Raw genomic sequence first — 14380 nt, 5'->3', positions numbered from 1 at the left:
CTCCGAGACAATCTGGCACGCCCGTTGCAGATGCATGTCCAGCAGCCGCGAGGCTGTGGAGGTCAACTGCCCTGGGAGGTCGAGCTTCTCGATCGGGGCATGAACGGAGGAGACACCATGCAGACAGCAATCGCTGCCGCCGAGCCGCGCGGCAAGGTTCCCTTTTACCGGCATCTTTACGTGCAGGTTTTGGCGGCCATCGCCGCCGGCATCCTGCTCGGCCATTTCTACCCCGACATCGGCGCTTCGCTGAAACCGCTTGGCGATGCCTTCATCAAGTTGGTCAAGATGGTCATCGCGCCGGTGATCTTCCTGACGGTGGCGACCGGCATCGCCGGCGTCTCCGACCTGCACAAGGTCGGCCGCGTCGCCGGCAAGGCGATGATCTACTTCCTCGTCTTCTCGACGCTGGCGCTCATCGTTGGCCTCGTCGTCTCCAACGTCGTCCAGCCGGGCGCCGGCATGCACATCAATCCGGCCACGCTCGACGCCTCGAAAGTTTCGACCTTCACCGAGAAGGCGCATGACACGACCATCGTCGGCTTCCTGATGAACATCATCCCCGACACCATCACCGGCGCTTTCGCTCAAGGCGACATCCTGCAGGTGCTGTTCTTCTCGGTGCTGTTCGGCATGGCGCTGGCGCTCGTCGGCGAACGCGGGCGGCCGGTCGTCGATTTCCTGCAGGCGCTGACCGCGCCGATCTTCCGCCTCGTCGCCATCCTGATGAAGGCGGCCCCCATCGGCGCCTTCGGCGCCATGGCCTTCACTGTCGGCAAATACGGCATCGGCACGATCGCCAACCTCGCCATGCTGATCGGCACCTTCTACCTGACGTCGCTGCTCTTCGTGCTGGTCGTGCTCGGCACTGTCGCCTGGTACAACGGCTTCTCCATCCTGGCGCTGATCCGCTACATCAAGGAAGAGCTGCTTTTGGTGCTCGGCACTTCTTCCTCGGAGGCTGCCCTGCCAGGCCTGATGGCCAAGATGGAGCGCGCCGGCTGCAACCGCTCGGTTGTCGGCCTGGTCATCCCGACCGGCTATTCCTTCAACCTCGACGGCACCAACATCTATATGACGTTGGCCGCGCTCTTCATCGCCCAGGCGACCGACACGCCGCTCACCTTCGGCGACCAGATCCTGCTCTTGCTCGTCGCCATGCTGAGCTCCAAGGGCGCCGCCGGCATCACCGGCGCCGGCTTCATCACGCTCGCCGCCACCCTCTCGGTCGTGCCCTCGGTGCCGGTCGCCGGCATGGCGCTGATCCTCGGCGTCGACCGCTTCATGTCGGAATGCCGGGCGCTGACCAACTTCGTCGGCAACGCAGTGGCGACCATCGTCGTGGCGCGCTGGGAGGGCGAGCTCGACCAGAAGCAGTTCGCCGCCGCCATGGCCGGCACGCTGCCGGAAGAGGCCGACCTCGCGCTGTCCGGCGGGCTGCAGCCCGCCTGAGCGATCAGGTCTCCCAAGCCTGATAAGCCGCGACCGGTTCGCCGGTCGCGGCCTGTTCTTTTCGGCAGGCGCCGCATAGGGTGGCGCGGGCCGCGCCTGGCGGCCTTGGCGCAAGTAGCGAGGGGCCGATGAAATGAGCAGCGCGTTTCCCGAAATCTACCTGGTCCGGCACGGCGAGACCGAATGGAGCGCATTGGGAAAGCACACCGGCCGCACCGACATTCCGCTGACGGCAAACGGCGAGGCCGCGGCACGCGGCGTGGCGGAGCGCCTTGGAGGCCTGACCTTCCAGGCCGTCTGGTCGAGCCCGTCGCAGCGCGCCTTCGACACCTGCCGGCTCGCCGGCTTCGGCGCTGCTGCAGTCAAGAAGGACGACCTGCAGGAATGGGACTATGGCGCCTATGAAGGCGTGACGACGAAAGACATCCTCGCCCGGCGCCCCGGCTGGCAATTGTTCCGCGACGGCTGCCCGGACGGCGAGGCAGCCGCCGATGTCGGCGCCAGGGCCGATGCCATTATCGCCGGACTCCGCGCCATCGCCGGCAATGTGCTCATATTCTCGAGTTCGCATTTCCTGCGCGTGCTTGCGGCGCGCTGGACCGGCCTGCCGCCCGAAGGCGGCGAGCACTTCGTGCTCGATACAGCAAGCCTCAGCATGCTCGGCTATGAGCACGACCTGACCGAGCCGGTCATTCGCCGCTGGAACCAGAAATAGCTCCGGCTCTTACTCAGCAAGGGTAGCCAGCTCTTCGGCCGTCAAATATCGCGCCTTGCCCTTGGCCAGATCGCCGATTTCAAGCCGGCCGATCGCCACCCGCACCAGCCTGAGCACCTCGATGTCGAAAGCGCCGAGCAGGCGGCGGATCTGGCGGTTGCGGCCTTCGTCGAGCACGATCTCCAGCCACGCGGTGCGGCCGCCGCTGCGTAAGAGCTCGATCGAGCTCGCGGTCAGCAGCTCGCCATCCACGTCGGCACCTTTGCGAAACCGCTCGAGCATCGTGTCGTCGGGGACCGAAGCAATCTGCACGTGATAGGTCTTGGCGACATGCGAAGCGGGGTCGAGCAGGTCGTTCGCCCAGTGCGTGTCGTTGGTCATCAACAGCAGGCCTTCGCTTGCCTTGTCGAGCCGGCCGACAGGCGACACGAAGGGCAGGTCGAGCCCCTCCAGGCAGTCATAGACCGTGCCGCGGCCCTCGGGATCGTCGCGGGTGCTGACCAGCCCGCGCGGTTTGTTGAGCATCAGATAGACCTTGCGCCCGCCGACGACGCGCTCGCCGTCGACCGTGATGCGGTCGCGGTCGGGATCGACGCGCAGCGTGGGGTCGCGTACCGCCTTGCCGCCGACCCGCACGCGCCCGTCCGCGATCAGCAGCTCCGCCTGCTTGCGTGAGCAAAACCCAAGCTTCGACAGCGCCCGGCTGAGGCTGACCTTCGCGGCAGAGCGCCGCCTGATGGTGTCCGGCGAATTTGCCAAGGATTGTTCCTTCGAGACCAAACGGCATGCGCATGCCACGTGCGACGATACCAACGCAACCCAAGTATTTCAGCCTGGCCAGGTGCTCGGATCGGATCCGGCAGTTCGCGCTTGCCCCGCCGGCAAGGCTCTTGCGGCAGCGTCGCGAAAGCTCACTCCGGCTGGGGCGGCGCGCTCAATCGCCTGTACGAGATGCCGTCGAAATTTGCCGTCACGAAGTCCTTGACCGACATCTTGCGCTTGCGTCCGTCGCTGCAGGCGTAGACCGGCCAGCCGGCCTCGCTGCATTCGCTTGCCAGGCAGATGCGGGCAAGGCAGTTGCCGACAGTCAGCCGGAAGCCGCCTTTGCCGGCGAAGCCCTGCAACAGACTGCCGTCCGCAGAACGCCACGTCCGTGCGACAAATTCCGGCCGCAGCAGCCGGGGTTCGAGCGGGACAGCGAGATTGGCTGCGCCGCCAAGCGCCGCGAACTGGAGCCGGTAGCGCGCCATGCCTGTCGTGTATGCGGTCACAATATCCGACTCGCGCAGATAGGCCGTCGCCAGATCGGCGCGATCGAACAGATGCGACATGCCCTCGCCCGCATCTGTCGGGCTCCCCAAGGCAACAATGGCGAGAAGGGCCAAGCACGCTCGCGACATTCGATTTCCAGCAGCCATACCGATTGCGGCGTGCCGGTTTGCCCGGCTGCCGTCGGGTACAATCTTGCCAATCGGATTTTCGCGCAAGCCGCTCAGCGGATATTCGGCGGCTGGGCGAATTCGACGTCGTCAGCCGCCGGCGATCGGCGGCAGGTCGAACAGGGTGGCCGGCATGGCCTGCCGGAGGACCACCGTCCTGCTATCGGAAAGCCTTGGACATCTGATCCGTCAGAGGTTTCAACAGATAAGACCAAACGCTGCGCTCATCGGTGCGGATGTGAACCTCGGCCGGCATGCCCGGTCTCAGTTCCTTGGCTTCCGTCAGACAGTTCGATTTGTTCTCGACCTTGATGCGCGCCGAAAAATACGAAAGCTGACGCTGCGGATCTCTGATCAGGTCGGCGGAGATGTATTTGACCGAGCCCTCGCAGACAGGCGTGGTGCCGACGTCAAAAGCCGGAAACCGGATCGATACGCTTTGTCCCGGGCGTACGTCGTCTATTCGGGACGGCGGGATCAGCGCGTCCACAACGAGGTTGTCGGCGTCGGGAATGATCGTCATAAGCAGCTCGCCCGGGGCGACTACGCCGCCAACCGTGTGGACGGAAGACTGTTGTATCGTCCCGGATTGCGGAGCGCGAATTTCCGTCTTGGTCAGCTCGTCCTGCGCCACGACCTTGCGCTCGTTGAGTTCGGTCCACTTGGCTTCCGTTTCGCGAAGCTCGCTCGTCACATCGCTGCGCCTTTGCTCGTCAAGCTGCAGGATCTGCAGCTCGGTCTCGCTGATCTTGGCCTGAGCCTCGGCCACCGCAGCCGCCAGCCGCCCGGATTCACCCTTGGCCCGTGTCGCATCCAACCTGACGTTGCTCACCCGCTCCTTGGACACCAACTTCTTCGAATAAAGAGAATTGACATCCGTAAGGTCGCTGCCGAGGAAAACCGCTGACTCATCTGTTGCGGTCTGCTGCGCCTTGAGACCTTCGATCTGGCGCTGGAGCTGTTCCGTCTGGCTCCGCAAAAGCGCCTTTTGCCCTGCCAATGCCGATGCACGCGTGTCGAACAGAATGCGCTCGCCATTGACAAGCGCGGCCAGGTCCGGCCTGCCCATTTCCGCCTGGAGGCTGGCTGGAAGCTGCATCGTCGGCAGCCCCTGGCGTTCGGCCTCCAGCCGGGCAAGGCGGACGGTGGTGCGATCGAGATCCTCGCTGATGATCTTCAGGTTGGCCCGCGGAAGCGTGTCATCCAGCCTGACCAAAACGGCGCCGGCCCGCACATGGTCGCCGTCTTGCGCGAAGATGCCCCCGATCGTGCCTCCGGTCTGATGTTGAACCTTTTTGGTGTTGGTCTCGACCACCACGGTCGCCGGCGCGATCACCGCGCCCGCTATCTTGGTCAGGCCAAGCCAGAGTCCTCCGCCGACGACCAGCAATGAAGTCACGCTAAGGCCGAGCGCCATGCTGGGCCATATCCTGCCTGGCCTCTTGAGCAAGCCAGTTTCAGCGGAGCGCTGACCAGCGCCGAGGCCAGCATAGGACGGCAGGAGCGTAAAAAGGCGGGGCAGAAGATCACGCATGTCCGCTCACGCCTTTCTGCAGCGGGATCACCGGAGAGGAACGGTTCGCAGCGGGCGGCTGCGCCATGCTGGTCAGCACCTGCTCGCGCGAGCCGAACGAGCGGATCGTGCCGTTAGACAAGACCAGGACCTGGTCGATGTTGGTAAGGGCGGACGGGCGGTGTGCGACGACGATGACGACGCCTCCACGCTGGCGCACCGCCTGGATCGCCGTGGCCAAGGCAGCGTCGCCTTCCACGTCCAGGTTGGAATTGGGCTCGTCCAGGACGACCAGAAACGGATCGCCATAAAGCGCCCGTGCGAGGCCGATGAGTTGCCTTTGTCCTGCCGACAAGGCCCTGCCGCCCTCGCCGATGCGGGTCTGGAAACCTTCCGGCAAATGCATGATCATCGAGTAGACGCCCGCGTCTCTGGCTGCCGCCAGCACGCCTTTGGCATCGGCCTTGCCGCCGAACCTTGAAATGTTGTCCGCGACGGTCCCGTCGAAGAGCTCCACATCCTGCGGCAGATAGCCGATATGGGCGCCGAGCGAATGTGGATCCCACTGATCGAGAGAGGCCCCGTCCAGTCTTACTTTTCCGTGAAGCGGGGTCCAGATTCCGACCAGCGCGCGCACCAGCGTCGTCTTGCCCGCGCCGCTCGGGCCGACGATGGCCATTCCTGCACCGCTGGACAGCTGGAAGCTGACGTCGACCACCGTCGGTTTTGGCAAGCCTGGCGGCGCTACCGTCAATTTCTCGACCGTCAGCCGCGTTTGCGGGCGTGGCAGTTCCATGGGCTCAACAGGGCTTCCGAACGCATCGAGCGTCGCCTTCAGCTGGAAATAGCTCTGCCGGGTCGACAGGAATCCCCGCCAGTTGGCGATGGCGGCATCCACGGGAGCCAGCGCGCGGCCCAGCAATATGGAGGATGCGATGATCACGCCGGGGGAAGCCTCACCGCCGATCACCAGATAGGCGCCAAGTCCCAGCACAAGGGATTGCAGCGCCATCCTCAGCGCCTTCGACAGAGAACCGGTTCCTCCGATGACATCGGAGAGCCGCTCCTGATGCGTGAGATGGGCATGTATGATCCCGCCCCAGCGCGCGGCGAGCCTGGAGGAAAGCCCCATGGCATGGACGACCTCCGCGTTGCGGCGGCCGGCATCGGCAAGGAAACGCTGCGTTAGGATGGCTTCCGATGCCAGCCTGGCTGGCCGGCGACCAAGCACCTCCGCGACCGCAGTCAGCATCACGACGGCAAGCGCGCCGATCGTCGCCAGCACGCCGAGCGCCGGGTGCAGCATATAGATGATCAGCAGATAAAACGGGATCCAAGGAGCGTCGAAGACCACAGTCGGCCCCGATCCCGACAGGAAGCCGCGTAACTGGTCGAGGTCCCGCAGCGGCTGCACCCGGTCCGCTTCCCGGCCGGCCTTGAGCGGCAGCAGCAGCGATATGGAAAATGCCTTTTGGTGCAGGTTCCTGTAGAGCCGGCTGCCAATGCGGACCAGCAGGCGAAGCCGCACGAAATCGAGCAACCCGTAGGCGGCATAAAGACCCAGCATCCCGACGGTAAATCCGATCAGTGTCGGAACGCTCTGGGAAGGCAGCACCCGATCATAGATCTGGAGCATATAGAGGGATCCGGTCAGCCCCAGCACATTTATTACAGCTGAAAAAACTCCAACGCCGATCAGTCCGGGCACGCAGTCCAATATGGCGAAGCGTAGAGGGGGAGAGTGTTCCTGGCTTGTCTTCATAATCCGCAATTTTTCACGCGGAAGTGCCGCGTGGCTTTCTTGGCTCGGTCCAATGTAAACAACCTCTTACTCGGGGGAATCGTCCGGTCCGCGTGACATTACCGGACATAAGGCGTCGCTAAGTTATTCGAGGTTTATTCAAAATGAAGCGAAATCATGATCGTGGCTCGGATTCAGGGACTGACAAATCTGTGAATTCAGTGGATGACCCTGGCGCAAGCCCAGGTTTACCCAGGGCGGGGAATCGGCAATTCCGCTTATAAACGGCAAACTTAGCGGGTTACCTGCCGATCCTCGTGGCGGCCCCTTTTTTCCTGCTGATCAATTATTTTGACCGACGATATCCTTATGTGATTTCTGTCTAATATAGCTTTCCGTTAACCAAGCCGCTGCGGGGGTGCGTTGCCGAATCATCAGACAAAAGGAAAAAGCATGGCAACTCTCCATTATGCTTCGGGCGGATCTGCTGCCGAAGTTGCAGGCGCCGGGTTCAACCTGGTCGATGTGCAGTATCTTTCGCAGGTCAATGCACTGCCTGACGGAATGAAGGGCTTGGTTTATCTCAGCGCCCATGACGGCGTCACCCAATCGTTCATCGACAAGGTCACTCCTTTCCTCAACAACCCGAAGGTGTTCGGATTCTTTCTCATGGATGAGCCGGATCCCACCGGCAGATGGGGGACCTATGCGAGCACCGCAAATCTAAAGGCGGAATCCGACTGGATCCATTCTCACTTCCCGGGCGCCAAGACCTTCATCACGATGATGAACATGGGATCGTCGACCAATCCGGATTTTTCCAACACCTACAATCCGGCGAGCACTGGCATCGACTATTATGGCCTGGATCCCTATCCGGTACGCACCGGCACGACGACTGTCGACTACAATATGATCGACAGAGCCGTGGCCGCGGCGGTGAAGTCCGGCATCCCCGCCGACAAGATCATTCCGGTGTATCAGGCGTTCGGCGGTGGCGGCTGGGCGACCGACACGGGCGGAAAACACGTCATGCCCAACGCATCTGAGATGCAGACGATGATGGATCACTGGGCCAAGCTGGTTCCGTCGCCGGCGTTCGACTATGCCTACGCGTGGGGCTCGCAGAACGGCGACACCGCGCTTGAGAACTCGCCTGAGCTGCAGGCCGTCTTCCGCCAGCACAACGCCGGGTCGACCTCATCGACGCCTCCGTCAACTTCCGAGCCGGTGCCGCCAACCTCAGACCCGACACCGCCCCCGACTTCACAGCCCACCTCGCCCTCTGATCCCGTCAAGTCATCGGCCGGCGATCATATTTTCCATGGCACAAAGGGCGCGGATTCATTCCACCCGACCAATGGCAATGACACCTACTATGCCAACAACGCGCACGATAAGGTGATGGAGGCGGCAAACGGCGGCTTCGACAAGGTGCTGGCCTCGGTCAGCTACGCTCTATCGGCCGGTTCGCACGTCGAGCAACTCTCCACCACAAATACGGGCGGCAAGGCGGCGATCAACTTGAAGGGCAATGAGTTCGGCCAGGCAATCAACGGCAACTACGGCGCCAATAAGATCAATGGCGGCGGCGGTGCCGACACCATGAAGGGCTACGGCGGCAACGACACCTACTATGTCGACAATGCGCATGACAAGGTGTTGGAGCAGAAAGGCGGCGGCATCGATAAGGTGCTTGCCTCTGTGAGCTATGCTCTCTCAGCGGGCTCATCCGTTGAGCACCTCGCCACCATGCAGGCCAACGGCAAGGCCGCGATCAACTTGACCGGCAATGAGTTGGCCCAGACCATCCAGGGCAATGCCGGCGCCAACAAGATCAACGGTGGTGGCGGTTCCGACACGTTGACGGGCCTGGGCGGCAAGGACACTTTTGTGTTCAATACGGCTCTTGGCGCCGGAAACGTCGATCGGATCACGGACTTCAACGTCTCCCAGGACAAGATTCAACTCGACCATAGCGTATTCACCGGACTTCACCCGGGTGCGCTTTCCGCCGCCAATTTCCACATCGGTAAAGCCGCGCATGCGGCCGGCGACCACATCGTCTACGACAGTTCGACCGGGGCGCTCTCTTTTGACAGCGACGGAAGCGGCGGCCACGCCCCGACGCACTTTGCCACGCTTGCGCCGCATCTCTCCCTCCACGCGAATTCGTTTTTCGTGGTTTGAAGACGCGCCTTTCCGGCAGGAACTGGACGTTCCTGCCGGATCGGTCGTCTGATATCCGTCAATCGTCGACAAATCAGAGGAGTCTCAGCCGGAAGACAGGCTGGCTCGCGCCCCATGGACGGTCTTGGGCTGATCATATACTATTGGCATACCCGCCCGATGATTTTCCTGGCCTCCGCCGGGAACAATTCCCAGTGATCGAGGTTTATGATTGCTGGTGCGGGAGGACCAAATGCCGAACTACGAGGTCGAGGAGATTTTCGCTGGCAAGGTGGTGGTCACGCACCGGGTTGCTGCACCGACACCCTTCCGAGCTGCAAAACTTGCGACAAAACGGGACATCACGCTCCGAAGCTCCGAGGTCCGCTGGATCAGGGTGTTCGAAGAAGATCGGCGACACCGCGCATACGAGTATACATTCTCCGATAGACCTTACCTCTCTCCGCGTAATGGGCAGCAATAAACTCTCTGTCCTGGTGGCGAGTTTGGCGATAAACGCCGCTTCCCCAAGAGGCCGCCAGCCTCGTTGACCTGATGGCTGGACGCCCGTTTTGCCGGTAGCGCCGCACGCCTGCCCGGAACCACCAATGCATGTCCCGAAAGTGTGCAGCGGTTTCGGGACAAAGACATGCTTTAGGCGGTGCGATCTCAAACAACGTTGGTCTCGCGTTCTCCGGAACCTGGCCAACTCACCGTTGCCCCCGCGGTGTCGGTGAAGTCAACGTCATTCGAACATACGAGGACAAAGATCAGGCCTGCCCGTAGCTTGGCATCGCATCCCATCGCGACGAAATCGGGCCATGAGACACAATTCAGCTTCGAACCACTTGCGGCTGCCGAAGCACCGCTGGGTTGCGGGAGCGGCAAGATGAGCCCGCATCTGGTTTGCGTTGGAGGCGAGGACCACGCATTAAGAATTCCGTTCCTCATGGAGGTTCGGGAGAGGGGCTTTCGGGTATCTGCAATCTCAAGCGGCGATGAGGCTCCATTTCGGCGACACGGAATTGCGCACACGCGTTACGGATTTGACCGCTTCGCCAGCGGCAGCGGCAGGCCTGGAGCCATCAGAATGCTTCGCCGGCTGATATCGGAACTTCGCCCGGATATCGTTCAAAGCTTCGATACCAAGCCCAACCTTCTGGCGCCGCTGGCGGTGCGTGGACAGGCTCCGGTTATCCGCACGATAAATGGGTTGGGCTGGACGTTCTCATCGCTTGAGCCGCGCGCGTTGGCCCTGCGACCGGTGTTTTGTGGCCTGCAATGGCTTGCATCGTTCTGGACGGCCGTGACTGTTTTCCAAAACCGCCAGGATCAGGCGTTTTTCGAAAAATATCGGCTGATCGCGCGCGGCGACAGGCGGCTGATTGGCGGCTCCGGCATCGACATCGATGCGTTCACAGCGGCCAAACGCCTTGGCCCCTCGGCAATGAGGATGCGGCAGGAACTTGGGCTGCAGTCGGCTGAAGTCGTCATCTTTGTCGGCCGCCTGACGCGCCAGAAGGGAATACCGACGCTCCTCAAAGCGATTCCGCATGTCCTCGCCAAGAGGCCGAATGCGCGGTTTGTGCTTGTCGGTCCGCGGCAATCGGAAGGACCGTTTGCTGTCGACGAGTCCGAGATCAAACGGCTTGCTCCTCACGTGATTGCGTTGGGGAAACGCCAGGATGTTCCCGCTCTCCTGGGCATGGCCGACGCGTTCGCCTTTCCAACCCAATACCGCGAGGGGATTCCGCGTGTATTGCTGGAAGCAGGATTCGCAGGATTGCCGATAGTTGCATCAAGGATGCCCGGCTGCAGCGATGTCGTCGAAGACGGGTGGAACGGTTACCTCGTCCCGCCGCGCGACGCCAATGCGCTTGCAAGTCGAATAGTTGACATACTGTCGGATCGTCCGCTCGGAGCAATCATGGGCGGGCGTTCCGCGGCGCTTGTTCGGGAGCGGTTTTCGCTTTCGCGGATCGTCGACCAGTACTGCGACCTCTATGGGCGCACCCTCAGCGCCCAGCCCGGCGGCGGTCTCGCTCTGCCACCTTTCGCCGACGGCATCGGCAACCGCCGGCTGGGCGGGGTGCAGTGATGTTGCGCGACGGATTGCTTGCCTGCGGCGTCACCCTGTCCTTTGCGTCGCAACTATCGGTGCCGGCCTGGCCATTCGGCTTAGGCGAATTGTTCCTGGCGCTTTGGATCATGCTGTCGGTCATCCGGATACTTGCTGGCGGCCGCATCGAAGCGACGCCGGTCTTTTTTCAACTCGCGAGTTTCTGGTTGCTGTTTTCCCTGGCTTTGGGAATTGGAATGATCGTCGGCTATCTGACCACCGTGCTCTACATGACGGGAGTGTGGCACGACACCATGGCCTACGTGCTGTTGGCGAGCTTCACCTGCCTGGCGGCGCTGGAGCCCGATGCCGCGCACCATCTGCGGCGCACCGGCTGGTGGATGATCGCAATCGCCGACGTCGCCTTTGCCGTCCAGCTTGGACTTGCCTGGGGCTGGTTCCATCAGTCCGGCGTCGATCCCTGGTACTGGGACCGGCTCCGCGGCTGGTCCGAGAATCCGAACCAACTCGCACTCTATTGTGCGATCTTTGGTCCATTGGCGCTGCATCTCGGAACGACCACCGGCAATCGATGGGCGCAGTTCCTTGCGTTCTCCAGCCTGATTCTGATCTTCTATGTCGGACGGCTGACCAAGAGCGACACCTATCTTTACACAACCGTTGTCAGCGGTCTCGTTTTCCTTGGACTGCGCATAAGGGCTTGGTTGGCATCCAACGGCAATCGACCGAGCCTTCCTCGGCAAATTGCGGTTTTGCTGATGCTGGGCGCGCTCCCGCTCGCAGTGGCGATGATGCCTTACGCCGTGACCGAAGAGACCAGCGTCGAAAATTTCGCCAAGAGCCTCACCAAGGACGGCGGCGGGGAAGCAACGGCCGAGACATTCGCACTTCGGGTCTATCTGTGGGGGGCGGCGGTGGAGAAGGGGTTGCAATCCGGGTCGCTTGGCCTTGGTCCCGGTCCGCATCTCGACCGCCCGCCGGTCTTCGACCAGCAATTTGCGTACCTGCCCTTTGAGGCTCACGACACGATCCTCGATCTCTACCTTCAGGGGGGACTGATGGCCGTCCTCGTCTTGTTGTGGATCGTTGGATCGGCCGCCATGTCCGCCTGGCGCAGTCAGTTCGATGCGCTCTTGGTGCTGTTGGCGTCAGTGGCTGTCTTCAGCATACCACATCTGATCATCCGCCATCCGATCGTGTGGTTTGTGCTGACCTTCTGCCTGGTCGCAGGAACGCCTCGCCAGGTCGGTCGGCGGCTCGAGATGCTGAGGGCCGTGTGATGTGCGGGATTGCTGGAATTCTTCTGGCGAACGATGCGGCCGATACCGGGCCGCTCGACGAAATAGCGCAAATGATGACATCGCTTCGGCATCGCGGGCCGGATGGCGAAGGAGTCTGGACAGATCGTGAAGCCGGGATTGCCCTGGGTCACAGGCGACTCGCGATCGTCGACCTGTCCGAGGGTGGACGCCAGCCCATGTATTCCGCAAGCGGGCGATATGTAGTCACCTTCAACGGTGAAATTTACAATTTCCGGGACCTGCGGCGCGAACTCGAAGGCGCCGGTCACCGCTTTCACAGCACCAGCGACACGGAAGTTATGCTGTGCGCCATTGAGAGTTGGGGACTCGAGGCCGCGCTCCGGCGCTTTGCCGGCATGTTCGCATTTGCCTTATGGGATCTGAAGACCAGGACCCTTCATCTCGCCCGGGATCGAATGGGCAAAAAGCCACTCTACGTCGCTTTGGCAGGGCGTGCGCTGGTTTTTGCTTCCGAGCTGAAGGCGATCAACCGCTTTCCAGGTTTCTCGGCTGACCTCGACTTCGATGCGGCGGCCGCGATGCTCTCCAAGGGATGGGTGCCGGATCACCGCTGCATCTGGCGAGACGCGTTCAAGCTGCCGCCCGGCTCCGTCCTCTCGATAAAGGCTGCAGATATTGCCGAGGCAGGCGGTGCGGCCTCGCTTTCCCAGCGCAGCAGCCGCTGGTGGTCGCTGGCCGAAGTCGCGGCGAACGGCCGGCAACAACCGATCGTCGGCGGCGATGACGAACTAACCGATGAACTGGATGATCTGCTTCGACTCGCCGTTCGCGAACGGATGGTTGCCGATGTGCCGCTGGGCGCCTTTCTGTCGGGTGGCATCGACAGCTCGGCCGTCGTGGCCCTGATGCAAGCTCAATCCAGAAGTCCGGTGCGCACTTTCACCATCGCCTTCGCGGAAGGCGGCTTTGACGAGGCGCCCTACGCGGCCGAGGTCGCGCGACATCTGGGGACCGATCACACCGAGCTTCATCTTTCGTCCGCCGCCGCGCGCGATGTCATTCCGGAATTGCCGCGGATATGGGACGAGCCGTTCGCCGACGAATCGCAAATACCAACCCTGCTGGTGGCGCGGCTCGCCCGTCAGCATGTTACCGTGGCGCTGTCGGGCGACGGCGGAGATGAGTGTTTCGCCGGCTACGGCCGCCACTTCATGGCGGACCGGCTGAAGCGTCACCAAAGCCTGCCCTTGCCGCTCCGGCGCGTGATGGCAGCCGGTGTAGGCTTGTTGGCCCGTGTGGCCCGCGACGATTTCCTAAGCAGCTTGCCGCTTGCCGCAAATGTGCGCCATATGCTGCGCAGCGACCGGCTCGATCGCTTCGCCGGTTTGCTTACCGCGGCGCATGCGGACGAGTTGTACCGGCGGCTGCTTGTGTCGCCGACCAAAGACCTCACGCGCCATGGCTCTCCCGCTTCGATCGCCAGCGCACCGCAACTGGACGGGCTGCTGTCGCGTCTGCTGTACGACGACATGGCCGGCTACCTGCCCGGCGACATATTGGTGAAGCTGGACCGCGCCAGCATGGCCAACAGCCTCGAGGGTCGATGTCCGCTGCTCGATCACCGGGTCGTCGAATTCGCCTGGCGTCTTCCCTCCGAAGCAAAAGTGCGCGACGGCAGAGGCAAGTGGATCCTTCGCCATCTGCTACGCCGGTATCTTCCGCAGCGGCTGATCGACCGGCCGAAACAGGGTTTCGACGTTCCCATCGCCGCCTGGCTGCGAGGGCCGCTGCGTAGCTGGGCCAGCGATCTCTTCGCAGACATTCGCCGCGACCCGGACGGCGTGCTTGACAGCACGAAGGTGGACGCATGCTGGCGCGACCATATGCGCGGACAGGACCGGTCCCGCGAATTGTGGTCGGCGCTGATGTTCCGTGCCTGGCGCAATGAAGCCGGGCGGCAAAGAGCGCCAATAGACAAATCCCGCGAACTCGACCTGGCAGGAGTATAG

The 14380-nt window shown here is 62.4% G+C and carries 10 protein-coding genes; 6 read left to right on the top strand and 4 right to left on the bottom strand.

Going from position 1 to position 14380, the window contains the following annotated elements; genetic code table 11:
- Positions 1-117: 117 nt before the first annotated feature.
- The gene (locus tag FJ974_RS27140; RefSeq protein ID WP_140532962.1) at positions 118-1452 is read left to right on the top strand and encodes a dicarboxylate/amino acid:cation symporter; all 1335 of its coding nucleotides are present in this window, start codon (positions 118-120) and stop codon (positions 1450-1452) included.
- Between the two features lie 133 nt (positions 1453-1585).
- Positions 1586-2167, top strand: a complete 582-nt coding sequence (locus FJ974_RS27135) for a histidine phosphatase family protein (RefSeq protein ID WP_140532963.1) — start codon at positions 1586-1588, stop codon at positions 2165-2167.
- Between the two features lie 9 nt (positions 2168-2176).
- On the opposite strand, the gene FJ974_RS27130 is transcribed toward FJ974_RS27135, so the two are convergent.
- The 4 genes from FJ974_RS27130 to FJ974_RS27115 all read right to left on the bottom strand — a co-directional run bounded on the left by FJ974_RS27130 (position 2177) and on the right by FJ974_RS27115 (position 6881).
- A complete protein-coding gene (locus tag FJ974_RS27130; protein ID WP_140532964.1) occupies positions 2177-2926 on the bottom strand; it encodes a pseudouridine synthase in 750 nt (249 codons plus the stop codon).
- Positions 2927-3078: 152 nt separating this feature from the next.
- A complete protein-coding gene (locus FJ974_RS27125) occupies positions 3079-3552 on the bottom strand; it encodes a hypothetical protein (RefSeq protein ID WP_226891424.1) in 474 nt (157 codons plus the stop codon).
- A 214-nt stretch (positions 3553-3766) separates the two neighbouring features.
- Complete coding sequence (locus FJ974_RS27120) at positions 3767-5140, bottom strand: HlyD family type I secretion periplasmic adaptor subunit (protein ID WP_140532965.1); 1374 nt, start codon at positions 5138-5140, stop codon at positions 3767-3769.
- Positions 5133-6881 carry a type I secretion system permease/ATPase gene (locus tag FJ974_RS27115; RefSeq protein WP_140532966.1) on the bottom strand — a complete coding sequence of 583 codons (1749 nt, stop codon included), beginning with the start codon at positions 6879-6881 and terminating at the stop codon, positions 5133-5135. Before FJ974_RS27115 ends, FJ974_RS27120 begins: the two co-directional genes overlap by 8 nt.
- A 432-nt stretch (positions 6882-7313) precedes the next feature.
- Here FJ974_RS27115 and FJ974_RS27110 point away from each other — a divergent pair, with 432 nt between their 5' ends.
- The 4 genes from FJ974_RS27110 (at position 7314) to asnB (ending at position 14380) form a co-directional block, all read left to right on the top strand.
- Positions 7314-9050 (top strand): calcium-binding protein, encoded by a 1737-nt coding sequence (locus tag FJ974_RS27110; RefSeq protein WP_140532967.1) that lies wholly within the window; start codon positions 7314-7316, stop codon positions 9048-9050.
- 868 nt (positions 9051-9918) lie between these two features.
- On the top strand, positions 9919-11127 hold the full coding sequence (locus FJ974_RS27105; protein WP_140532968.1) for a glycosyltransferase family 4 protein: 1209 nt from the start codon (positions 9919-9921) through the stop codon (positions 11125-11127).
- Positions 11127-12389: an O-antigen ligase family protein gene (locus FJ974_RS27100; protein WP_140532969.1), complete on the top strand. Its 1263-nt coding sequence runs from the start codon at positions 11127-11129 to the stop codon at positions 12387-12389. The genes FJ974_RS27105 and FJ974_RS27100 overlap by 1 nt, the downstream gene beginning before the upstream one ends.
- Positions 12389-14380 (top strand): asparagine synthase (glutamine-hydrolyzing), encoded by a 1992-nt coding sequence (gene asnB / locus FJ974_RS27095; RefSeq protein ID WP_140532970.1) that lies wholly within the window; start codon positions 12389-12391, stop codon positions 14378-14380. Before FJ974_RS27100 ends, asnB begins: the two co-directional genes overlap by 1 nt.

Origin of the sequence: Mesorhizobium sp. B1-1-8, assembly GCF_006442795.2 — a bacterium.
Taxonomy (GTDB): Bacteria; Pseudomonadota; Alphaproteobacteria; order Rhizobiales; family Rhizobiaceae; genus Mesorhizobium.
This window is presented reverse-complemented; position numbering and strand designations above follow the sequence as displayed.